Here is a 21,436-nt window from a genome sequence, read left to right as displayed (position 1 = left end):
CCTGTGCCGGCGTTTCACAGCGTCATTTCCGGCCGGCCCCAAGCTGCCTCAAGGAGCGTTAGCGGTGAACCAAGACTGGCAAGGCGCGCTGGTGCGCCAGCTGCTTCTGCTGTTAGCCGGCTGCCTGCTGGTCGGCTTGATCACCGGCGAGTACGCCTGGGCGCTGGTTGCAGGCCTGACCGGCTATCTCGGCTGGACCCTGCATCAGATGCGACGCCTGCAGCAGTGGCTCAAACGCAGCCAGCCGGACGAGCCGCCGCCGGACGGCCATGGCCCCTGGGGAGACATCTTCGACAATCTCTATCAGATGCAGCGCCGTGACCTACGCCAGCGCGGGCAGCTGCAGTCAGTGATCGACCGGGTCCAAGGCTCGACCGCGGCGCTGAAGGATGCCGTGATCATGCTCGACAGCGACGGCAACCTTGAATGGTGGAACCCCGCCGCCGAGCGCCTGCTGGGCCTGAAGAAGCCGCAGGATACCGGCCACCCGGTAACCAACCTGGTACGCCATCCAAGCTTCAAGGAATATTTCGACAGCGGCCGCCACGAAGAGCCGCTGGAGCTGTCTTCGCCGGTCAACGATCGACTCTGGCTACAAGTCACCATCACCCGCTACGGCAACAGCGAACACCTGATGGTGGTGCGCGATATCACCCGGCTCCACCAGCTGGAGCAGATGCGCAAAGACTTCGTGGCCAACGTATCCCACGAGCTGCGCACACCGCTGACGGTTATCGCCGGGTATCTGGAGACGATGATCGAGCACACCGACGAGATGCCAGCACGCTGGCCACGCGCGCTGAACCAGATGAATCAACAGGCTGGGCGCATGCAACACCTGCTCAACGACCTGCTATTACTGGCGAAATTGGAAGCCACCAGCCCGCCAACCAACACCCAGTCGGTGGCCGTCGCCACCCTGCTGCAATCGATCAAGGGTGACGCCCAGGCGCTGTCCGCCGAGCGCAACCATGTCATCAGCCTCGAAGCCGATCCCACCCTGCTGCTCAAGGGCAGCGAGGCCGAACTGCGCAGCGCGTTCTCCAACCTGATCTTCAACGCGGTGAAATACACCCCGGATGGTGGTGAAATTCGAATTCGATGGTGGTGCAACGAACATGGCGCACATCTCGCGGTGCAGGATTCGGGAATCGGTATCGAATCCAAGCATCTGCCGCGCCTGACCGAGCGGTTCTATCGGGTCGATTCGAGTCGCGCCAGCAATACCGGTGGTACCGGATTGGGCCTGGCCATCGTCAAGCATGTGTTGCTGCGCCATCAGGGCCGCCTGGACGTCAACAGCACACCGAACAAGGGCAGCATTTTCACCTGCCACTTCCCACTGACCCAAGCCACCGTTCGCTAAGCACCGTCCATCAGCTGCGACCGGCGTTACCGCTGGCGCCTTGAAATAACCGGGAGCCGGCCCCATCCTTGAGGCCGTCTTCGACTACCTGACACATCAATGGACCCTTCCCCCAGTTTCGCAAGCAGCTACGCCGCCTCCTCCTACTTCGCCGATTTCGGCCTGATCCTTTTCGCTCTGTTTCTGGTTCTGCTCAACGGCTTCTTCGTCGCCGCCGAGTTCGCCATGGTCAAGCTGCGCGCCACCAAGGTCGAGGCGATTGCCAAGCAGCACGGCTGGCGCGGGCATATCCTGCGCAAGGTGCACAGCCAGCTGGACGCCTACCTGTCGGCCTGCCAGCTAGGTATCACCCTGGCCTCGCTGGGCCTTGGCTGGGTTGGTGAACCGGCCTTCGCCCATCTGCTCGAGCCGCTACTGGCTGCGGTCGGCATCCAGTCGCAAGCCGTCGTGCATGGCATTGCCTTCTTCACGGCGTTCTTCATCATTTCCTATCTGCACATCGTCGTCGGCGAGCTGGCACCCAAGTCTTGGGCAATCCGCAAACCCGAGCTGCTGTCGCTGTGGACGGCCGTGCCGCTGTACCTGTTCTACTGGGCCATGTACCCGGCGATCTACCTGCTCAATGCCAGTGCCAACGCCATTTTGCGCGTGGCCGGCCAGGGGGAGCCGGGGGGGCACCACGAACATCACTACAGCCGCGACGAGCTGAAGCTGATCCTTCACTCGAACCGCGCGCTGGACCCGGCCAATCAGGACATCAAGGTGCTGGCGTCCGCGGTGGAAATGAGCGAACTGGAAGTGGCCGACTGGGCCAACTCGCGTGAAGACCTGCTGCAGTTGGAGCACGACGCGTCGCTGGCGGAGATCCTCGAAGTGATCCGCCGACACAAATACAGCCGCTACCCGGTGTTCGATAGCACGCAGGGCGATTACATCGGCCTGCTGCATATCAAGGACCTGCTATTGGCGCTGGCCGGCGATGAGCAACTGGCGCAGCGCTTCGAACTTGCAGCTCTCTTGCGTCCGCTGGAACGGGTACCCCGGCCCCTGCCGCTGAACGCACTGCTGGACCAGTTCCGCCAGGGCGGCGCGCATTTCGTGCTGGTGGAAGAAGGCGATCACAAGGTGGTCGGCTTCCTGACCATGGAGGACGTGCTCGAAGTGCTGGTCGGTGACATCCAGGACGAGCACCGCAAGACAGAGCGCGGCATCCTCGCCTATCAGCCCGGCAAACTGCTGGTCCGCGGCGACACGCCGCTGTTCAAGGTCGAAAGGCTGCTGGACGTCGATCTTGACCACATCGAGGCCGATACGCTGGCTGGCCTGATCTACGAAACCCTGAAGCGGGTGCCGGAGGAAAACGAAGTGCTATACATCGAGGGTCTGCAGATCGTTATCAAGAAGATGCGTGGCCCGAAGATCGTGCTGGCCAAGGTATTGAAAAGCTAGCCAGGTGACAGACCGCAGAAGGCACCCTTGAGGTGCCTTTTTATTTTCCGATATCACCCGTCCGGCTAGTGGCTTCTAGTCAATCTCCGCCGACAGCGAAATTCGGCAGGCTATTGACCGGCTGGGAGAAGTCGAAGGGAATCGATTCGATCGCCAGCCCAACGTTGCGCTGCACCACAAAATGCAAGTGCGGGCCGGTGCTGTTGCCGGTATTGCCGGAGCGCGCAATGCGGGCTCCCGTTTCGACACGCTGACCCTCACGCACATCGACCGAGCCCTTCATCAGATGCAGATAAACGCCCATGGTGCCGTCGTCGTGGAGGATCCGCACGTAGTTGCCGGAGGGGTTGTTACCGCGCCCGCTCTGGCTGTTTTCGATCTTGACCACCATACCGCCGCGCGCCGCGATGATCGGCGTGCCCTCGGGCATGGCGATGTCGGCCGCATAACGGCCCTTCGGGGTGAAATGGCTATATTTGCCGTTGGCGCCTTGGGTCAGACGGAACGGGCCGCCGCGCCAGGGCAGCGGATACTTGTAGGGTTTGGGTAGCAGGCGCGGATCGCCGAGGGCGTGGCGCAGCTTGGGGGTGTATTTCAGTGGTTGGGTCGGGTCCAGCGGGGCCAGCGTCGCCAGGCGAATCTGGCTGCGCGGGGGCAGCACCCAGCGGATCGGCTTGTCCGGCGCGCCGACGGCGTTCTTCACACCGGTCAGTTTGAGCTCGATGTCCACCGGCGCAAACAGGTCATTGCGCACCAGCAGGGTCTCGCCGGCGGCATGCTTGCGGGTTTCCAGCTTTACCTGGGTGTCGAGCTTCTCGACCATGCGATCGTTGAAGGTGAATACCCGCGCGCCCGGCGCGGCCTGGTCGCTGTAGGTGACCACGCCGTTGGCGTCGGTGTATTTGTAGATGGTCAGGGCCGAGGCGGACGAGGCCAGCCAGAACAACCCGAAACTAAGAATGATGCGCCCCAACATAACGGCAGACTTCATGTGGTTATGTGTTCAGAGCGATGCAGACTAGCAGCGCAACGGGGCATGCGCGAGCCACCGACTGTCGGGCTGTGAAATCGTTCCCTCGATACGCCTCTTTTCGGATGAACGGCCTATTGCGCCATCCACCTGAATCGTTATGGAGCCGGGTCAGGCACCCGGCACGAAATGCCGCTGCGCGGTGCCGCGGGCAATCAGCCGCGATAAATAGTCGAGTTTTTGTGGGTCGCGGTCAACGAAACGGAAGGTCAGCTGCAGCCACTCACTGTCCGGCTTCGGCTCCAATGCCGCCACGGCATGCAGGTAGCCGTTCAGACGAGCCACTTCGCCGCCCTCCCCCTGCTCTAGATCGAGTACCGCGCTTTCCAGCACCTGCGGCAGGTTCTCGCTGCGCTTGACTACCAGCAGGCCCTCCTTGAGGCTCAACGCCTTTATCACGCAGGGAAGCGTCCCGCTCGGCAGGCGCAGTTGGCCCTGGCCGCGGCCTCCATTGGCCGCCGTCGGTTTGGCGGCGCCCGGCTGAACCGACGGCGCAGCGAATCCGGGTGCCGGCGATGCGACCGGTGCAGCGGACGCGGGCTTGATCACGTCGGCCTTACCACCGGTCAATGCGGCCAGCGAGTCATTGGCCATCCCGGTGTTCGTTGGCCGAGCCGGCGCGCTGGCGGCCAGCGCATCGAGCTTGCCGGCGCGGCCCAGCGCCTTGCGCACCTTGGTGGTCAGCTGTTCGTTGGAGAACGGTTTGCCGATGAAATCGGAAACACCGGACTGGATCGCCTGGACCACGTTCTCCTTGTCGCCACGGCTGGTGACCATGATGAACGGTGTGGTTTTGAGCTTTTCGTGTGCACGACACCAGGTGAGCAGCTCGAGCCCGGACATCTCGGGCATTTCCCAGTCACAGAGAATCAGATCGAAGCTTTCGCGATCGAGCATTTGCTGGGCCTTGCGGCCGTTCACCGCATCTTCGATGCGGATACCGGGGAAATGGCTACGCAACCCCTTCTTCACCAGATCCCGGATAAAGGGCGCGTCATCCACCACCAGCACACTGACCTTGCTCATCTATTGCTCCTGCCTGAATGGCCGTCAGCATAGCGTTAGCGGCCGGATGAACAAAGCACAGCCGACCAACGTGGCACTATGCCCTCGCGTGCCCATCAGCCGCCATTCGCCCGTCGCTCGCGACCGGAAGGGACGTTCGACTGACTCAGGCTTCATGTGTTGGACAAAGCAACCTTGCCAGCAGCTCGACACGACGCACACGGAAAACGCCGCGCCTATTTGCTTTCCTGCTTACCCTTAACGGGAGCGTCAAGCTCGCGCACTGCGCCGAGCAAGCAGCCGAGGCCGCTCGGTTCCTCCGAATTGGCCAGTTGCGTCTGGCCGATCCCCTGCTACGTTTAGTGCTGAACAATAACTAGAAAAACCCTATGCCAGGCCGAATGAGCACAACACCGGACCCCCTCGACCTTCAGTGCGCGCCCGGCACGACGCCAAACCATTTCTTTCGGTACCACCCCGATTGCCGCCACCCCCATTTTCCGCGACCGATGGATCTCGTCGATCGCGCTCTGAACCGTTACCGCAGCGCCAACCGGCGCCAGATCGTTGATGGTCGGCAGCCCTGTCTGCCGGTCCCCGTTACCACCGCACCGTCCAGTGTGGCAGCCCAGCATGGGCCGTCGTGTAAGCGGTCAACCCCTGCAAGGAGATAGGCGATGATGAAGCTTCTGGCAATTGCAACGGCAACATTGAGCGCCGCGGCGGCGATACCCGCGACGGCTGCCGAGATATCCGATGGCAAGGTAAAAATCGGCATTCTCAACGACCAATCCGGCGTCTACGCCGACTTTGGCGGCAAGTGGTCTTACGAAGCGGCGAAGATGGCGGCCGAGGACTTCGGTGGAAAAGTGCAAGGCGTCCCTATCGAGATCGTGACCGCCGACCACCAGAACAAGCCTGACATCGCCTCCAACATTGCCCGTCAGTGGTACGACCGCGAGCAGGTCGACTCCATCATGGAACTGACCACTTCTTCCGTAGCGCTCGCGGTCCAAGGTATTTCCAAGGAAAAGAAGAAGATCGATCTGGTGACCGGTGCAGCGACAGTGGAGCTGACCGGCAAGCAGTGCTCGCCCTACGGCTTCCATTGGGCCTATGACACCCATGCACTGGCGGTCGGCACCGGTGGCGCGCTAGTGTCTCAAGGCGGTAACAGCTGGTACTTCCTCACCGCCGATTACGCCTTCGGTTATTCGCTGGAAGAGCAGACCAGCGAGTTCGTCAAAGCCAAGGGCGGCGAAATCAAGGGCGCTGTGCGCCACCCGCTGGCAACCAACGATTACTCCTCATTCCTGCTACAGGCGCAGTCGTCCGGCGCCCAGGTCATCGGACTGGCCAACGCCGGGCTGGATACCGCCAATGCCATCAAACAGGCCGCTGAATTCGGCATTGTCGCCAGTGGTCAGCGTCTGGCGGCGTTGCTCTTCACCCTCTCGGAAGTTCATGGTCTTGGCCTGGAAGCCGCGCAGGGGCTGACCCTCACCGAAAGCTTCTACTGGGATCGCGACGAGCAGTCCCGCGAATTCGGCAAACGCTTCTTCGAACGCACCGGGCGCATGCCCAACATGGTCCACGCCGCCACCTATTCGGGCGTGATGCAGTACCTCAAGGCGATCGACAAGGTCGGCACAGATGAAACCGAAGCGGTGGCCAAGGCCATGCACGAGATGCCGGTGAACGACCTTTTCGCCCGCAACGGCAAGGTCGGCGCCAACGGCCGTCTGATCAGCGACGTGTACCTGATGGAAGTGAAGAAGCCCGACGAAAGCAAGCAGCCCTGGGACTACTACAAGGTGCTCGCCACGGTTCCGGGCGACGAGGCCTACATCAAGCCAGCCGAGAGCGGCTGCGACCTGGCCAAGCAATAGCATGGCGACCATCAGTGGCAGCATCGCCGGGGACGCCGCGGCGTCCCCGGCCACTGGCGATCAGCCGCGCGTCGTCCTTTCGGCGCGTGGGCTGCGCCGCGATTTCGGCGGTTTCGTGGCGGTGAACAATGTCGACCTGGACGTACACCACGCCCGGGTCCATGCGCTGATCGGACCTAACGGCGCCGGCAAGACGACGGTGTTCAACCTCCTGACTAAATTTCTGCAACCGTCGAGCGGCACCATTCGCCTGCTCGGTCATGACATCACCCGCACCGACCCGGCCAAGGTGGCGCGTATGGGACTGGTGCGCTCTTTTCAGATATCTGCAGTGTTTCCGCACCTGAGCGTGCTGGAGAACGTCCGCGTGGCGCTGCAACGGCCCGGCGGACTGGCGACCCAGTTCTGGTTGCCGCTGCGCTCGCTGAACCGGCTGAACGAGCGGGCCATGGCGCTGATCGAGTCGGTCGGCCTGCAGGATGCGTACAAAAGTCCGGCGGCGGATCTTTCCTACGGCCGCAAGCGGGTGCTGGAAATCGCCACCACCTTGGCGCTGGAGCCGAACGTATTGCTGCTCGACGAACCGATGGCCGGCATGGGTCACGAAGACGTGCACATCGTGTCCGACCTGATCCGCGAGGTCGCCCGTGATCGAGCCGTGCTGATGGTCGAACACAACTTGAAAGTCGTCGCCGATCTCTGCGATCAGGTCACCGTGCTGCAGCGTGGGGAAATTCTCACCTCTGGAGACTACCGCAGCGTAAGTCAGGACCCACGTGTACGCGAAGCCTATATGGGGACGGAAGATGAATGACGCCACCCCGCTGCTGAGCGTTCGCGAGCTGAACGCCTGGTACGGCGAAAGCCACGCCTTGCACGGCATCGATCTGGATGTCCATCAGGGCGAGACGGTTACCTTGCTCGGCCGCAACGGGGTCGGCAAGACCACCGCGTTGCGCTCGATCATGGGCATCATCCGCAAACGGACCGGAACCATCCACTTCGATGGCCATGACATGATGCGTGTACCGCTGCACCGAGCCGCCCACACCGGGATGGGATTCGTGCCGGAGGAACGCGGTATCTTCGCCACCCTGACGGTGGACGAAAACCTCAACCTGCCGCCGATCATCGCCAAGGGTGGCATGTCCACCGCCGAGATCTACGAGCTGTTCCCCAACCTCAAGGAGCGTCGTAACAGCGCTGGAACCAAACTGTCCGGCGGTGAGCAACAGATGCTGGCAATCGCACGCATACTGCGCACCGGGGCAAAGCTGCTGTTGCTCGACGAACCCACCGAGGGGCTGGCGCCGGTGATCGTACAGCGCATCGGGGACGTACTGCTGACGCTCAAGCAACGCGGCATGACCATCCTGCTGGTGGAGCAAAACTTCCGCTTCGCCAGTAAAGTCGCCGACCGCTTCTACCTCGTCGACCACGGGCGGATCGTCGACAGCTTCCATGTCAGCGAGCTGTCGGATCGCATGACCATACTCAACGAAACCCTGGGGGTCTGATGACGGAGATCTTCGGCGTACCTATTCAGGCTTTTCTCGGGCAGCTGCTGATCGGCCTGATCAACGGCTCCTTTTACGCCATGCTCAGCCTGGGCCTGGCGATTATTTTTGGCCTGCTCAAGGTGATCAACTTCGCCCACGGCGCGCAATACATGATGGGCGCCTTCGCCGGCTACCTTCTGTTGGCGGTGCTCGGCATCGGCTACTGGCCGGCGCTGATCCTGGCGCCGCTGATCGTCGGCCTCGCCGGCGCGGCCGTCGAGCGGCTGGCGCTGTCTCGGCTGTACAACCTCGATCACCTCTACGGCCTGCTGTTCACGTTCGGCCTGGCCCTCGCGCTGGAAGGTGCCTTCCGCTATTACTACGGCTCGTCCGGACAACCCTATGCGGTACCGAGCCTGCTGTCGGGTGGCTACAACCTGGGCTTCATGTTTCTACCGAAATACCGTGCCTGGGTCGTGCTGGCGTCACTGTTGATCTGCTTGAGCACCTGGCTGCTGATCGAAAAGACCAAACTCGGTTCGTACCTGCGCGCCGCCACCGAGAATCCCACACTGGTGCGCACCTTCGGCATCAACGTACCCCTGCTGCTGACCTTCACCTACGGGCTGGGCGCCGGCCTGGCGGGGCTGGCGGGAATACTCGCGGCGCCGATCTATCAGGTCAGTCCGCTGATGGGTTCGAACCTGATCATCGTCGTGTTCGCCGTGGTGGTGGTCGGAGGAATGGGCTCCATTCTGGGAGCGATCATCACGGGCTACATGCTCGGCATCCTCGAGGGGCTGACCAAAGTGTTCTACCCCGAGGCATCCAATATCGTGATCTTCGTGGTCATGGCGATTGTGCTGCTCGTGCGCCCTGCGGGCTTGATGGGAAGGGATGGCTGACATGCAGCAAACGACCGCAATTTCCGCAGCAAAGCGAAAGCGCTGGAATGCCGAGACGATCCTGATCCTCATCGGCATCCTCGGCCTGGTCCTCGCTCCTCTGCATTTCTATCCCGTGTTTCTGATGAAGGTGATGTGCTTCGCGCTATTCGCCTGCGCGTTCAACCTGCTGCTGGGCTACACCGGCATCCTCTCGTTCGGGCACGCCGCGTTCTTCGGTGGCGGCGCCTATTTCACCGCGCACGCGGTCAAAGAATGGGGACTGACGCCGGAGTTGGGCATTCTCGTTGGGGTGGTCGGCGCCGCCTTCTTGGGGCTGGTGATCGGCTTCCTGGCGATCCGCAGGCAAGGCATCTACTCGACGATGATCACCCTGGCGCTGTCGCAGATGTTCTTCTTTTTCTGCCTGCAGGCACCCTTCACCCATGGCGAGGACGGCATTCAGGGCATTCCACGTGGTCACCTGTTCGGCCTGATCGATTTGAAAGAGCCGCTGAACATGTACTTCTTCGTGTTGACGGTGTTCCTGCTCGGCATGCTGGCGATCTGGCGAATCATCAACTCGCCTTACGGCATGATCCTCAAATCGATTCGCGAGAACGAAAACCGGGCGATTTCCCTCGGCTACACGGTGTCGCGCTACAAGCTCGGCGCCTTCGTCATGTCGGCGACCCTGGCGGGGCTGGCTGGCGGGCTCAAAGCTCTGGTGTTCCAGTTCGCGACCCTCACGGACGTCAGCTGGCAGATGTCCGGCGAGGTGGTGTTGATGACGCTGCTCGGCGGAATCGGCACCCTGGTAGGCCCTGTGTTCGGCGCGGCGCTGGTGACCACACTGGGCAATTATTTTGCGACCTCGGAGTTGCCCGTCACCCTGGTGACCGGGATCATCTTCATGGTCTGCGTACTGATCTTCCGCCGCGGCATCATCGGCGAGCTTTATGCCTCACGCCTGGGCCGCAAGATCGAGCGCTCGCGCGACGATTGAATCGCTTCAGGCCTGGCGTTCCAGGTACTCGTGCAATTCGACGAACTGCTGGGTCAACTTGTGCCGCGGATCGAAGTGAATCAACGGTGTGCAGACTTGGTGCGACTCGCGCATCCGCACCGAGCTCATCAGGTGCACCGGCAACACCGGCAGCCCCTCGGCCAGCAGCTCGTCGATGATCTGCTGCGGGAGCGCCGCTCTCGGCTGGAACTGATTGACCACGATGCCTTCGACCATCAGTCCCTCGTTGTGGTCCTCCTGCAACTCCTCGATTTCGTCGAGCAGGCTGTACAGTGCCTGGCGGGAAAAGCTGTCGCAGTCGAAAGGAATCAAGCAGCGATCGGCACCAATCAGCGCCGAGACGGTAAAGAAGTTCAGCGCCGGTGGCGTGTCCAGATAGATGCGCTCGTATTCTTCGGAAAGGCTTTCCAGCAGCTTTCGCAGCTTATTGATCTTGTGCTTGGCTTCGAGCTTGGGTTGCAGGTCGGCCAGTTCCGCCGTCGCGGTGATCAGGTGCAGGTTTTCGAATGGCGTCTCGGTGATCGGCGGCCGTGCTTTCTTGCCGGACGCGCCGCCCGCCAGCACTTGTTTGAAATAGTCGGCGATGCCAGTGGGCAACGCCTCTCCCGTCAGGCCTGACAGGTAGTGGCTGGAGTTGGCCTGCGCATCAAGATCGATCAGCAGCGTGCGATAACCCTGCGCCGCGCTCACCGCCGCCAGGTTGCAGGCAATGCTGGACTTCCCGACGCCGCCTTTCTGATTGAATACGACCCTGCGCATGCCAAACCCTCGAAACCCTGAACGGTCGAGTCTATACGGCAAATGTGACAGTCGGGTTACCCGCAGGGACAAACCCGACCAAAGCCGCATTCAGACGGCGACAGGAGCCTTGATGTGCGGATGGGCTTCGTAGCCCACCAGCTCGAAGTCCTCGAAGCGGAAAGCGAACAGATCTTTTACCGCCGGGTTGAGCTTCATCGTCGGCAGTGGCAGCGGTTCGCGGGTCAGCTGCAGATCGGCCTGTTCCAGATGGTTGGCGTATAGATGGCAGTCGCCGCCGCTCCAGATGAAGTCACCCGGCTGCAGATCGCAGACCTGAGCGACCATCAGCGTCAGCAGCGCATAGCTGGCAATATTGAAGGGGACGCCAAGGAATATATCCGCCGAGCGCTGATACAGCTGGCAGCTGAGCTTGCCCTCGGCAACGTAGAACTGGAACAGTGCGTGGCACGGCGGCAGTGCCATCTGATCGACCAGTGCCGGGTTCCAGGCCGACACCATCAGCCGGCGTGAGTCCGGCTTGCTCTTGATCATCTCTACCAGCTTGGCGATTTGGTCCACCGACTCCCCATTGGGGGCCGGCCAGTTGCGCCACTGGTAGCCGTAGACCGGGCCGAGCTCGCCGTTCTCGTCGGCCCACTCGTCCCAGATCCGCACGCCGTTTTCCTGCAGGTACTTGATATTGGTGTCGCCCTGGAGGAACCACAGCAGCTCATGAATGATGGATTTGAGGTGGCACTTCTTGGTGGTCACCAGCGGGAAGCCGTCAGCCAGGTCGAAGCGCATCTGGTAGCCGAACACGCTGTAGGTGCCGGTGCCGGTGCGGTCGCTCTTGAAGGTTCCGTTCTCGCGCACGTGGCGCATCAGGTCGAGATACTGTTTCATCGATGGGCTCGAAGCGGGCGCCGAGGCGCGGTGACAAGGAAGCAGGACATAGTAAAAGGCGGCGTCCGGCTTGTCGCGCACTAGGCGACAAGCCGGATGGCTCCGATCAGGCCGGCGCCTTGGCCGTCTCGTGACGATAGCCCCAGGCGATCATGCCGAGGCCGAGCAGCACCATGGGTACGCAGAGCAACTGCCCCATGGTCAACCAGCCAAACGCCAGGTAGCCGAGTTGGGCATCGGGGACTCGCACGAATTCGACGATGAAGCGGAAGATCCCATAGCAGACGGCGAACAGGCCGGACACCGCCATGGTCGGTCGCGGCTTGCTGGAATAAATCCAGAGGATAACGAACAACGCCACCCCTTCCAGCGCGAACTGATAGAGCTGCGACGGATGCCGCGCCAGCTGCTGCGGGTCGGTCGGAAATACCATCGCCCAAGGCACATCAGTCGCCTTGCCCCAGAGCTCGGCATTAATGAAATTGCCGATACGTCCGGCGCCCAATCCGATCGGAACGAAGGGCGCGATAAAGTCCATCAACTCAAAAAACTTCTTGTCGTTGCGGCGGGCGAATATCCAGGTGCACAGCAGCACGCCGAGCAGCCCGCCATGGAACGACATGCCACCCTTCCACACTTGAAAGATCAGTGTCGGATCGCTGAGGTAGGACGACAAATCGTAGAACAGCACGTAGCCCAGCCGCCCACCGACGATCACGCCCATGGCGACCCAGAACACCAGATCGGAGAGCTTGTCCTTGTCCCAGCTGGGTTCGAAGCGCTGCAGCCGGCGCGACGCCAGCAGCCAGGCGCCACCGATGCCGATCAGATACATCAGGCCATACCAGTGGATTTGTAGTGGGCCTAGCGAAACGGCCACAGGGTCTATCTGCGGGTAAGGCAGCATCCGGGTTTCCTCAGATCAAAAAGTTGATACCAACGCTGAGCAGTAACAGTGCAAACAGGCGCCGAAGCATAAGGGCCGACAGCCGATGTGCCAGCTGGGCACCGATGCGCGCGGAGAACATGCTGGTAAGGGCAATGCCCAGCACCGCCGGCAAATAAACGAAGCCCAGACTCCATTCCGGCAGATGCGCATCCTGCCAGCCGACCATCACAAAACTCAACGCGCCGACAATGGCGATCGGCATACCACAAGCCGCAGACGTCGCAACCGCTTGCTGAATGGGCACGCTGCGCCAACTGAGAAAGGGTACTGTCAGGGAACCGCCGCCAATACCGAAGATCGCCGAAGCCCAGCCAACCACGATGCCCGCCAGCGTGAGGCCTGGCTTGCCGGGCACGCCGCGGCTGGCCTTGGGCTGCAGTGGAAAGGCCATCTGGATCGCCATGGCGATGGCGAACACACCGATGATCTTCTGCAACATAGGCCCCTGGATCGCGGCCGCGGTGAGACTTCCCAATGCCGCGCCGAGCAGGATCCCGACCGTCATCCACAGCACTACAGGCCAGCGCACCGCGCCCCGGCGGTGATGGGCCCTGACCGAATTCAGCGAGGTAAAGATAATGGTGGCCAGCGACGTACCCACGGCCAGATGGGTCAGCACCAGCGGATCGAAGCCTTGCAGGGTGAAGCTGAAGACCAGCACCGGAACGATGATCATCCCACCGCCCACGCCAAATAGCCCGGCCAGCACACCGGCAAATCCGCCGAGAAGCAGATAAAGCACAAACTCCATCAGGCCACCCTGGAAAACAAAGCGGCATGGTAGCGGAAAAGCTGGAAGCTGGAAGAGGTTGCCGAGCCAGGGTGCTTGGCTTCAAGCTTTCGGCTTCGAGCTTCCAGCTGAACATACCTATGTGCCTGATCGTTTTCGCCTGGCGCCCAAACCAGGCGCTGCCACTGATCGTCGCCGCCAATCGCGATGAGTTCCATGCACGTCCCAGCCTGCCGTTAGCTGTCTGGGAAGACGCGCCCCACGTCATTGCCGGACGTGACCTGCAGGCCGGCGGCACCTGGATGGGGATCGGAGCTGCCGGTCGCTTCGCCGCGCTGACCAACATTCGCGCACCGGGCGCACCGCTCGGGGCTCGCTCTCGGGGCGAGCTGCCCGAGCGTTATCTGCGAGGCCAGCTGTCTCCCCAGGCGTATCTGACGGAACTGACAGGTCGCCTGCAGCAGTATTCAGGCTTCAATCTGCTGGTCGGCGATACGCGCGAATTGTGGTATCTCAACTCGGCCACAGGTGCACCGGAACAGCTGCTGCCCGGAATCTACGGTTTGTCCAATGCGGCTCTGGACACGCCATGGCCGAAACTCGTGCGCGCACGCTCAGCACTGCAAGAATGTCTGTGCACACCGGAAGCGGAAAAGCTGCTACAGCTACTGAGCGATCCACAGCCCGCTGCGGACGCCGAACTGCCCAGCACCGGCGTGCCATATGAGTGGGAAAAGCGGCTATCGAGCGTGTTTATCGCCAGCGCCGAGTACGGAACCCGTGCCAGTACCGTCCTGATCCGCCGCGCGGATGGCTCGACGGAGCTCATCGAGCGCTGCTTCGGCCCTGCTGGCCGGTTGGGGGAGAGTCGCATCAACCTGCCGCCGCTCAGCCAGGTGAGCGGTCCGATGCACGTTTGATTCGTCTCTAGAGCGCCGCCGAAGGATTGACCATGCGGTCCAGACCGAGGTTACGCAAGGTCAGTTGCACCGTGGCATGAATCACCTGCGGGCTGTCCATCACCATCACCTTGGCCAGCAGTTCACGCGCCGTCGCCGAGCTGATCTGGCGTAGCATCCACTTCACCTTCGGCAGGTTGGTGGCGTTCATCGACAGGCTGTCGAAGCCCATCGCCAGCAGCAGGATGGCCGCGCCCGGATCACCGGCCATCTCGCCGCAGATACTCACCGGCTTGCCTTCCTCATGAGCCTCGCGAACGATGCGCTGCAGCGCCTCGAGTACGGCTGGGTGCAGGTAATCGTAGAGATCGGCCACGCGTGGGTTGTTGCGATCGACCGCCAGCAAATACTGGGTCAGGTCGTTCGAGCCGACCGAAATGAAATCCACCTGACGCGCCAGCTCCCGGGTCAGGTAGACCGCCGCCGGGACTTCGATCATCACGCCCACCGGGGGCATTTCGACGTCGGTGCCCTCGTCCCGCACCTCGCCCCAGGCGCGATGGATCAAGTGCAGCGCCTCTTCCAGTTCGCGGGTGCCGGAAATCATCGGCAGCAGGATGCGCAGGTTGTCGAGCCCGGCGCTGGCCTTGAGCATGGCGCGGGTTTGCAACAGAAAAATCTCGGGGTGGTCCAGGGTGACGCGGATGCCGCGCCAGCCGAGGAAGGGGTTCTCTTCCTTGATCGGGAAGTACGGCAGACTCTTGTCTCCGCCGATGTCGAGGCTACGCATGGTCACCGGCAGCGGGTGGAAGGCCTGCAGCTGTTCGCGATAGATCGCCATTTGCTCCTTCTCGCTGGGAAAGCGCTCCTTGATCATGAAGGGCACTTCGGTGCGATACAGGCCCACGCCTTCGGCACCGCGCTCCTGCGCCCGTACCACATCGGCCAGCAACCCGGTATTGACCCACAACGGAATGCGCACACCGTCGGTGGTTTCGCAAGGCAGCTCACGCAGGATGTCCAAGCCTTCGGAGAGCTGGCGTTCCTGCTCGGCCAGGACCAGGTATTGCTCGCGCAGCACCTTGGCCGGGTTGGTGATGATCTCGCCGCGCGTGCCGTCGATGATCATCTCGATGCCATCGACCTTCGAGTAAGGCAGATCGACCGCACCCATCACCGTGGGAATACCCATGGCGCGGGCCAGGATCGCCACATGCGAGTTGCTCGAACCGAGCACCGAAACCATGCCCATCAATTTGCCTTCGGGCACTTCGCCGAGCATCGCCGGAGACAACTCTTCGCTGACCAGAATGGTGTTATCCGGATAGGTCAACGTCTGCTGGCGGGCCTGTTGCAGATAGCCGAGCAGGCGGCGGCCGATGTCCTTGACGTCAGAGGCACGCTCACGCAGATAGGCGTCGTCCATCATTTCGAAGCGGCCAACATGGTCGCTGACCACCTGGCGCAAGGCACCCTGCGCCCACTGGCCGGTGCGGATCACCTTGGAGACCTCGCCGCCGAGGGCGGAGTCGTCGAGCATCATCAGGTAGACATCGAACAGTGCGCGTTCTTCCTTGCGCATCTGCGTGGCGAGCTTCTCCGACAATGCGCGCATGTCGGCACGCACGGCTTCGAGCGCCGCTTCGAACAGTTCGAGTTCGGCCGAGATGTTCGTGATGGTCTTGTCCGGCACCACATCCAGGTCGGCAGGTGGCAGCACGACTACCGCAGTACCCACGGCAGCGCCGGGCGCACCGGGGATTCCGATGAAGCGGGTTTCCTGAATGCCTTTGCCCTGCCGGCCGAGGCCGCGTATCGAACCCGTCGCCTCTGCATGGGCGATGACGCCAGCGAGCTGCGCGCTCATGGTCACGAGGAAGGCTTCTTCGCCCTCGTCGAACAGGCGTTGCTCTCGCTGCTGAATGACCAGAACGCCCATCACCCGCCGATGGTGAATGATCGGCGCACCGAGGAAGGACGCGTAGCGCTCTTCACCCGTTTCAGCGAAATATCGGTAACGTGGGTGTTCGGAAGCGTGCTCGAGGTTGAGCGGTTCCTCCCGCGTGCCGACTAGACCGACCAGGCCCTCGTTGGGCGCCATGCTGACTTTGCCGATGGCCTTCTTGTTCAGACCTTCGGTAGCCATCAGGACAAATCGGCCGGATTCCGGATCGAGCAGGTAGACCGAGCAAACATGGCTGGCCATGGCCTCCCGGACTCTCAGCACGATGATGCCCAAGGCCGCCTTGAGGTCCTTGGCGGCGTTTACTTCCTGGACAATCTTGCGCAGCGTGCCGAGCATGCTCAGGGGCTTTCTCCCGTCAGTCCCGCGCCAATAGGCGCGGGGCGAGTTCTTTTAAGGCGCGACGATAAACCTCGCGTTTGAAGGTGACGACCTGACCCAGTGGGTACCAGTAACTGACCCAGCGCCAGCCATCGAACTCGGGCTTGCCGGTGAGATCCATGCGTACTCGGTCCTCGGTGCCGGTCAGGCGCAACAGAAACCACTTCTGCTTCTGCCCGATGCACAGCGGCTGACTATGGGTCCGTACCAGTCGCTGCGGCAGACGATAGCGCAACCAGCCCCGGGTGCAGGCGAGGATCTTCACATCCTGCTGCTCCAGCCCTACCTCCTCGTTGAGTTCACGGTAAAGCGCTTCTTCCGGTGTCTCGCGCGGATTGATGCCGCCCTGCGGGAATTGCCAGGCGTCCTGATTAATCCGTCGAGCCCATAGTACTTGCCCGGCATCATTGGTCAGGATGATGCCGACGTTGGGGCGAAAACCATCGGAGTCGATCACGGCATACAACCTCGCAAACGCATGTCGCGGCATTGTTCCACAAAAAGGCGAAAAGCAGAAAGCACGCTGCACCGCCGTTGATCAACCGGCTCCAGACTGCGGTTTGGTGCCTTGAGGGTGCCATGCACCGGGCAATCCCGCTATGCTTCGCGTCCCTTTTATCGCTCCGAGGAACGCGGCGTGCGCCTGGCTCTATTCGATCTCGACAACACCTTGTTGGCCGGTGACAGCGACCATGCCTGGGGTGAATTCCTCTGCCAACGCGACCTGGTCGACGCCACCGATTACAGGGCGCGTAACGATGCCTTCTATCAGGACTACCTCGCGGGCACGCTGGATGTCGAGGCCTACCAGAATTTCTGCCAGGAACTGCTCGGTCGCAGCGAGATGGCACAGCTGGAGCAATGGCACGGCGAATTCATGCGCGACTTCATTGAGCCCATCGTGCTAGCCAAGGGCGAGGCACTGGTGCGCCAGCACCATGAAGCCGGCGACCGCGTGGTGATCATCACGGCGACCAACCGCTTCATTACCGGACCTATTGCTGCGCGACTGGGCGTGGACACGCTGCTCGCCACGGAGTGCGAGATGCTAGACGGCCGCTACACCGGTCGTCTCACCGATGTGCCCTGCTTTCAGGAGGGCAAGGTCACGCGCATCGAACGTTGGCTGAAGGAGACCGGACAGAGCCTGGAGGGCAGCTATTTCTACAGCGACTCGCGCAATGACCTGCCGCTGCTCGAGCGGGTCAGTCATCCGGTTGCGGTCGATCCAGACCCGATTCTGCGCGAAATCGCCCAACAGCGTGGTTGGGAGGTCATCAGCCTGCGCTGATCGAGGAGGCTCCATGATCGGCTCAGACACAAGGAAACCGGGCATGCAGCCCGTGGTGATGGTGTCGCTGGCCACGGCTCTCAGCCTGCTGGGCGACTCGATGCTCTACATCGCTCTGCCCCTGCACTGGCAGGAAGCAGGGCTGGACTCGTTGTGGCAGGTCGGCGCGCTGCTGGCGATCAATCGCCTGGTTCGTCTGCCCATCAATCCGCTGATCGGGCTGCTCTACCAGCGAATCTCGTTGCGTACCGGCCTACTGCTCGCCGTTCTGCTCGGCGCCATCAGCACCTGCGGCTACGGTTGGGCCCAGGGTTTCGTCGCCTGGCTACTGTTACGCGCACTCTGGGGCGTCGCCTGGTCGTTGTTTCGCATCGGCGGGCTGACCGCCGTGGTGCGCTGCGCCGAACCTTGCGGTCAGGGTCATGCGATCGGGCTATACAACGGCCTGTATCGTCTGGGCAGCCTGTTCGGCATGCTGCTGGGCGGCTTGCTGGTGGCGTTCATCGGGCTGCCGGCCCTGGCCTGGGCCTTTGGCCTGCTGTCATTGCTGGGGCTGCCGCTGCTGCTGTTCGGCTTTAACCTGCCCGCCGCGGTCGATGTGCAGCCACGGACGACCGAGACATCCGGCAGCCGCTTCGGCAGCCGCGGGCGTAGTTGGCCGGTGATGTTCACCGGACTCGTGATCGCCCTGCTCATACAAGGCATCTTCGCCTCGACGCTGAGCGCGCTGATCGGCCATTACCAAGGCGTGGAACTGGAACTGTTCGGCCTGCTGCTCAGCGCCACCGCGGCGGCCGGCGTTCTGCAAGCGCTGCGCTGGGCCTGGGAGCCCTGGCTGGCTCGCCGGATAGGACGCTGGTCGGACAAGCCGCAGCGACGCCTGCCGTTGCTGGTCGGCACCCTTCTGTTGGGAGCAGCCAGCTTCGCGCCGATGGCACTGAGCCTGCCACTGTCCCTATGGTTGCTGGTGGCGCTACTGGCCTTGCTGGCCGCTACGGCGTTGACCACGCTCGGCGATGCGCTCGCCGCCGAGACCGCCAGCCGCCTCGATGCGGTGCGGTTCATGACCCGCTATTCCATCGGCCAGGACCTCGGTGCCGCCTGCGGTCCACTACTGGCGTACATTCTGTTCAGCCTGACCGGCGGCTTTGGCTGGCTCTACGCAAGCGGCAGCCTGCTGTTCGCCTTGCTCGCGGGGTATTGGTGGTATCGCTCGACTACCGGAGAGGCTGCCTGATCGCCCTGCGTCCCCGGATCAGACAGGCTTGGCGCCCATCAGCCCCATGATCGCGACGAGTATCAGCAGAATCAGCCCGGCGTAGACCAGCGCGAAGCGCGGCAGCTTGACCGGTGCCGGTGTATCACCCAGGCCTTGCCAGGCACGCAAACGTCCTCCGAGCAGCAACGCGAGGGGCACCATGATCAGGAACAGGATCGAGCTGGCCAGCAGCCAGAGCTGCCCAAGTGGGAAACCGGCGAGATGCACCAGCCACCAGCCCGTCAGCGGCAGCAGCAACGCCAGGGCCGCCAACAGGGGCAGGGAAAACAGCCGCGTGCGTCGCAGCTTCTGCTGCAGCACCGCTGTATCGGCGCGGCGCCAGGCCTTCCACAGCATGGCGATGTGGGCGATCAGCCCGAGTGTCAGGAGAATCGCCAGCGCGGCGTGGGCGATATTCAACAGCTGATAGTGTTCCATTGTTCTCGCCAGTGCTCTGTTCGGTTAGTGGGTCGGCGCCTGTCTGGCTCCAGCGGCTACAGCCACACGGCGCTAGCCGAGGAACAGCTGGTAGGCCGGATTGTCCGTCTCGTCCCAGTAGCGATAGCCGATCTTGTCCAGCGCGGCCGGTAGCAGATGACGCTCCTCGGCCGGCACCTGCAAGCCGGCGACCACGCGACCGTCGGCCGCGCCATGGTTGCGGTAATGGAACATCGAGATGTTCCAGCGCCCGCCCAGGTTGTTGAGGAAGTTGAACAGCGCCCCCGGCCGCTCCGGGAATTCGAAGCGAAACACCACTTCGTCACTGACGCCGGACGCATGCCCGCCGACCATATGACGGGTATGCAGCTTGGCCAGTTCATTGTCGGTGAGGTCGAGCACCGGAAACCCCTTGGCCAGCAGACCTTCGACCAAGGCTGCACGCGGATCGTTTTCCGGATGGGTCTGCACGCCGACGAAGATATGCGCCTCGCGATTCTGGTGGTAACGGTAGTTGAACTCTGTGATCTGACGCTTGCCCAGCGCCTCGCAGAAGGCCTTGAAACTGCCCGGCTGCTCGGGGATGGTCACGGCAATGATCGCCTCGCGCTTCTCGCCCAGCTCGGCGCGTTCGGCGACATGACGCAGGCGGTCGAAATTGACGTTGGCGCCCGAATCGATGCCCACCAATACCTGATTCGCCACACCGTCACGTTCGACGTAGCGCTTGATCCCGGCCACCGCCAGCGCGCCGGCCGGCTCGGTGATCGAGCGGGTGTCATCGTAGATGTCCTTGATCGCCGCGCAGATCTCGTCGGTGCTGACAGTGATCACCTCATCGACATGGTGTCGGCAGATATCGAAGGTGTGCTGACCGATCTGCGCCACGGCCACGCCGTCGGCGAACAGTCCCACCTGCGGCAGCACCACGCGTTCGCCGGCCGCCATGGCCTGTTGCAGGCAATTGGAATCGTCCGGTTCGACACCGATGACCTTGACCTCCGGGCGCAGGTATTTGATGTACGCGGCCACGCCCGCGATCAGGCCGCCGCCGCCCACCGGCACGAACACCGCATCGAGCCGGCCCTGGTGCTGACGGAGGATTTCCATCGCCACCGTGCCCTGCCCGGCGATCACGTGCGGATCGTCGTACGGGTGGATGTAGACGTAGCCTTTTTCTTCGACCAACTTCAGCGAATAGGCGAGCGCCTCGGGGAAGGCATCGCCCTGCAGCACGACCTTTCCGCCGCGGGCGCGTACGCCCTGCACCTTAAGCTCCGGCGTGGTGCGCGGCATGACGATGGTGGCCTTGATGCCCAGTTCGCGAGCCGCCAGCGCCAGGCCCTGGGCATGGTTGCCGGCCGAGGCGGTCACCACGCCACGCGCCAGCTCCTCGGGCGACAGCTGCGCCAGCTTGTTGTAGGCGCCGCGAATCTTGAACGAGAACACCGGCTGCAGATCCTCGCGCTTGAGCAGAATCTGATTGCCGAGTCGCTCGGAAAGCTGGCGCGCGGGCTGCAAGGGGGTTTCCACCGCGACGTCATAGACGCGCGAGGTGAGGATCTTCTTGACGTACTGTTCGAGCATCGTGGGCTATCTTGGCGGGCTTTGCGGGGCCATCGAGTCTACTCTGCGGAAAACCCGACGACCACCGGCAATCAGGACACAAAATACAGGTACAGCTCACTGCACAAGACCCGTCGTCGCGGCCCCGCTATAATTTCGCACCTCGAT

At 62.4% G+C, this 21,436-nt stretch carries 20 protein-coding genes; 10 read left to right on the top strand and 10 right to left on the bottom strand.

Annotation, left to right across the window (positions count from 1 at the left end; all coding sequences use genetic code 11):
• The first annotated feature begins 64 nt into the window (after nucleotides 1–64).
• A complete protein-coding gene (gene phoR / locus MCB86_RS04665; protein WP_239610071.1) occupies nucleotides 65–1,366 on the top strand; it encodes a phosphate regulon sensor histidine kinase PhoR in 1,302 nt (433 codons plus the stop codon).
• 99 nt (nucleotides 1,367–1,465) lie between these two features.
• Complete coding sequence (locus tag MCB86_RS04660; RefSeq protein ID WP_239610069.1) at nucleotides 1,466–2,815, top strand: hemolysin family protein; 1,350 nt, start codon at nucleotides 1,466–1,468, stop codon at nucleotides 2,813–2,815.
• A 79-nt stretch (nucleotides 2,816–2,894) separates the two neighbouring features.
• Here the strand turns inward: MCB86_RS04660 and MCB86_RS04655 are convergent, their stop codons facing one another.
• The gene (locus MCB86_RS04655) at nucleotides 2,895–3,791 is read right to left on the bottom strand and encodes a peptidoglycan DD-metalloendopeptidase family protein (protein WP_239610272.1); all 897 of its coding nucleotides are present in this window, start codon (nucleotides 3,789–3,791) and stop codon (nucleotides 2,895–2,897) included.
• A gap of 165 nt (nucleotides 3,792–3,956) precedes the next feature.
• Complete coding sequence (locus MCB86_RS04650; protein WP_045160326.1) at nucleotides 3,957–4,871, bottom strand: response regulator; 915 nt, start codon at nucleotides 4,869–4,871, stop codon at nucleotides 3,957–3,959.
• Between the two features lie 659 nt (nucleotides 4,872–5,530).
• On the opposite strand from MCB86_RS04650, the gene MCB86_RS04645 reads away from it, so the two are divergent.
• Genes MCB86_RS04645 through MCB86_RS04625 form a run of 5 tightly spaced genes read left to right on the top strand, consistent with a single transcriptional unit; the run spans nucleotide 5,531 to nucleotide 10,128 of the window.
• Nucleotides 5,531–6,739 carry an ABC transporter substrate-binding protein gene (locus MCB86_RS04645; RefSeq protein ID WP_239610271.1) on the top strand — a complete coding sequence of 403 codons (1,209 nt, stop codon included), beginning with the start codon at nucleotides 5,531–5,533 and terminating at the stop codon, nucleotides 6,737–6,739.
• Nucleotide 6,740: 1 nt separating this feature from the next.
• Nucleotides 6,741–7,553 (top strand): ABC transporter ATP-binding protein, encoded by an 813-nt coding sequence (locus tag MCB86_RS04640; RefSeq protein ID WP_239610068.1) that lies wholly within the window; start codon nucleotides 6,741–6,743, stop codon nucleotides 7,551–7,553.
• Nucleotides 7,546–8,256 (top strand): ABC transporter ATP-binding protein, encoded by a 711-nt coding sequence (locus MCB86_RS04635; protein ID WP_045160324.1) that lies wholly within the window; start codon nucleotides 7,546–7,548, stop codon nucleotides 8,254–8,256. The genes MCB86_RS04640 and MCB86_RS04635 overlap by 8 nt, the downstream gene beginning before the upstream one ends.
• Nucleotides 8,256–9,143 (top strand): branched-chain amino acid ABC transporter permease, encoded by an 888-nt coding sequence (locus tag MCB86_RS04630; protein ID WP_045160323.1) that lies wholly within the window; start codon nucleotides 8,256–8,258, stop codon nucleotides 9,141–9,143. Before MCB86_RS04635 ends, MCB86_RS04630 begins: the two co-directional genes overlap by 1 nt.
• Nucleotide 9,144: 1 nt before the next feature.
• The gene (locus MCB86_RS04625) at nucleotides 9,145–10,128 is read left to right on the top strand and encodes a branched-chain amino acid ABC transporter permease (RefSeq protein ID WP_239610066.1); all 984 of its coding nucleotides are present in this window, start codon (nucleotides 9,145–9,147) and stop codon (nucleotides 10,126–10,128) included.
• Between the two features lie 6 nt (nucleotides 10,129–10,134).
• Here MCB86_RS04625 and MCB86_RS04620 read toward each other — a convergent pair whose 3' ends face one another.
• The 4 genes from MCB86_RS04620 to MCB86_RS04605 form a co-directional block, all read right to left on the bottom strand.
• Nucleotides 10,135–10,908: a ParA family protein gene (locus MCB86_RS04620; protein ID WP_045160321.1), complete on the bottom strand. Its 774-nt coding sequence runs from the start codon at nucleotides 10,906–10,908 to the stop codon at nucleotides 10,135–10,137.
• A gap of 90 nt (nucleotides 10,909–10,998) precedes the next feature.
• Entirely contained in the window at nucleotides 10,999–11,793 is a 795-nt protein-coding gene (locus MCB86_RS04615) for a thymidylate synthase (RefSeq protein WP_045160320.1), read from the bottom strand.
• A gap of 106 nt (nucleotides 11,794–11,899) precedes the next feature.
• A complete protein-coding gene (gene lgt, locus MCB86_RS04610; RefSeq protein WP_239610063.1) occupies nucleotides 11,900–12,700 on the bottom strand; it encodes a prolipoprotein diacylglyceryl transferase in 801 nt (266 codons plus the stop codon).
• Between the two features lie 10 nt (nucleotides 12,701–12,710).
• Nucleotides 12,711–13,493 (bottom strand): sulfite exporter TauE/SafE family protein, encoded by a 783-nt coding sequence (locus MCB86_RS04605; RefSeq protein WP_239610061.1) that lies wholly within the window; start codon nucleotides 13,491–13,493, stop codon nucleotides 12,711–12,713.
• Nucleotides 13,494–13,612: 119 nt separating this feature from the next.
• Here MCB86_RS04605 and MCB86_RS04600 point away from each other — a divergent pair, with 119 nt between their 5' ends.
• On the top strand, nucleotides 13,613–14,392 hold the full coding sequence (locus MCB86_RS04600) for an NRDE family protein (protein ID WP_239610058.1): 780 nt from the start codon (nucleotides 13,613–13,615) through the stop codon (nucleotides 14,390–14,392).
• A gap of 7 nt (nucleotides 14,393–14,399) precedes the next feature.
• Here the strand turns inward: MCB86_RS04600 and ptsP are convergent, their stop codons facing one another.
• Both ptsP and MCB86_RS04590 read right to left on the bottom strand, forming a co-directional pair.
• The gene (ptsP, locus tag MCB86_RS04595; RefSeq protein ID WP_045160317.1) at nucleotides 14,400–16,673 is read right to left on the bottom strand and encodes a phosphoenolpyruvate--protein phosphotransferase; all 2,274 of its coding nucleotides are present in this window, start codon (nucleotides 16,671–16,673) and stop codon (nucleotides 14,400–14,402) included.
• A 19-nt stretch (nucleotides 16,674–16,692) separates the two neighbouring features.
• On the bottom strand, nucleotides 16,693–17,172 hold the full coding sequence (locus MCB86_RS04590; protein ID WP_025240063.1) for an RNA pyrophosphohydrolase: 480 nt from the start codon (nucleotides 17,170–17,172) through the stop codon (nucleotides 16,693–16,695).
• A gap of 180 nt (nucleotides 17,173–17,352) precedes the next feature.
• Here MCB86_RS04590 and MCB86_RS04585 point away from each other — a divergent pair, with 180 nt between their 5' ends.
• Both MCB86_RS04585 and MCB86_RS04580 read left to right on the top strand, forming a co-directional pair.
• Nucleotides 17,353–18,006 (top strand): HAD family hydrolase, encoded by a 654-nt coding sequence (locus MCB86_RS04585; protein ID WP_045160316.1) that lies wholly within the window; start codon nucleotides 17,353–17,355, stop codon nucleotides 18,004–18,006.
• A 43-nt stretch (nucleotides 18,007–18,049) separates the two neighbouring features.
• Entirely contained in the window at nucleotides 18,050–19,243 is a 1,194-nt protein-coding gene (locus MCB86_RS04580) for an MFS transporter (protein WP_239610056.1), read from the top strand.
• An 18-nt stretch (nucleotides 19,244–19,261) separates the two neighbouring features.
• On the opposite strand, the gene MCB86_RS04575 is transcribed toward MCB86_RS04580, so the two are convergent.
• Complete coding sequence (locus MCB86_RS04575) at nucleotides 19,262–19,702, bottom strand: DUF2269 family protein (RefSeq protein ID WP_045160314.1); 441 nt, start codon at nucleotides 19,700–19,702, stop codon at nucleotides 19,262–19,264.
• Nucleotides 19,703–19,774: 72 nt separating this feature from the next.
• On the bottom strand, nucleotides 19,775–21,289 hold the full coding sequence (gene ilvA / locus MCB86_RS04570; RefSeq protein WP_045160313.1) for a threonine ammonia-lyase, biosynthetic: 1,515 nt from the start codon (nucleotides 21,287–21,289) through the stop codon (nucleotides 19,775–19,777).
• Between the last annotated feature and the right edge of the window lie 147 nt (nucleotides 21,290–21,436).

The organism is Pseudomonas sp. KSR10, from assembly GCF_022355455.1.
GTDB lineage: Bacteria > Pseudomonadota > Gammaproteobacteria > Pseudomonadales > Pseudomonadaceae > Stutzerimonas > Stutzerimonas stutzeri_E.
This window is presented reverse-complemented; position numbering and strand designations above follow the sequence as displayed.

Bases quoted from the DNA above. Each gene is read 5' to 3' on its own strand.
- lgt (WP_239610063.1), bottom strand. From the start codon at position 12,700: ATGCTGCCTTACCCGCAGATAGACCCTGTGGCCGTTTCGCTAGGCCCA.
- ilvA (WP_045160313.1), bottom strand. From the start codon at position 21,289: ATGCTCGAACAGTACGTCAAGAAGATCCTCACCTCGCGCGTCTATGAC.
- MCB86_RS04645 (WP_239610271.1), top strand. From the start codon at position 5,531: ATGAAGCTTCTGGCAATTGCAACGGCAACATTGAGCGCCGCGGCGGCG.
- MCB86_RS04620 (WP_045160321.1), bottom strand. From the start codon at position 10,908: ATGCGCAGGGTCGTATTCAATCAGAAAGGCGGCGTCGGGAAGTCCAGC.
- MCB86_RS04625 (WP_239610066.1), top strand. From the start codon at position 9,145: ATGCAGCAAACGACCGCAATTTCCGCAGCAAAGCGAAAGCGCTGGAAT.
- MCB86_RS04660 (WP_239610069.1), top strand. From the start codon at position 1,466: ATGGACCCTTCCCCCAGTTTCGCAAGCAGCTACGCCGCCTCCTCCTAC.
- MCB86_RS04630 (WP_045160323.1), top strand. From the start codon at position 8,256: ATGACGGAGATCTTCGGCGTACCTATTCAGGCTTTTCTCGGGCAGCTG.
- MCB86_RS04640 (WP_239610068.1), top strand. From the start codon at position 6,741: ATGGCGACCATCAGTGGCAGCATCGCCGGGGACGCCGCGGCGTCCCCG.
- MCB86_RS04635 (WP_045160324.1), top strand. From the start codon at position 7,546: ATGAATGACGCCACCCCGCTGCTGAGCGTTCGCGAGCTGAACGCCTGG.
- ptsP (WP_045160317.1), bottom strand. From the start codon at position 16,673: ATGCTCGGCACGCTGCGCAAGATTGTCCAGGAAGTAAACGCCGCCAAG.
- MCB86_RS04605 (WP_239610061.1), bottom strand. From the start codon at position 13,493: ATGGAGTTTGTGCTTTATCTGCTTCTCGGCGGATTTGCCGGTGTGCTG.
- MCB86_RS04650 (WP_045160326.1), bottom strand. From the start codon at position 4,871: ATGAGCAAGGTCAGTGTGCTGGTGGTGGATGACGCGCCCTTTATCCGG.
- MCB86_RS04615 (WP_045160320.1), bottom strand. From the start codon at position 11,793: ATGAAACAGTATCTCGACCTGATGCGCCACGTGCGCGAGAACGGAACC.
- MCB86_RS04600 (WP_239610058.1), top strand. From the start codon at position 13,613: ATGTGCCTGATCGTTTTCGCCTGGCGCCCAAACCAGGCGCTGCCACTG.
- MCB86_RS04655 (WP_239610272.1), bottom strand. From the start codon at position 3,791: ATGTTGGGGCGCATCATTCTTAGTTTCGGGTTGTTCTGGCTGGCCTCG.
- MCB86_RS04580 (WP_239610056.1), top strand. From the start codon at position 18,050: ATGCAGCCCGTGGTGATGGTGTCGCTGGCCACGGCTCTCAGCCTGCTG.
- MCB86_RS04575 (WP_045160314.1), bottom strand. From the start codon at position 19,702: ATGGAACACTATCAGCTGTTGAATATCGCCCACGCCGCGCTGGCGATT.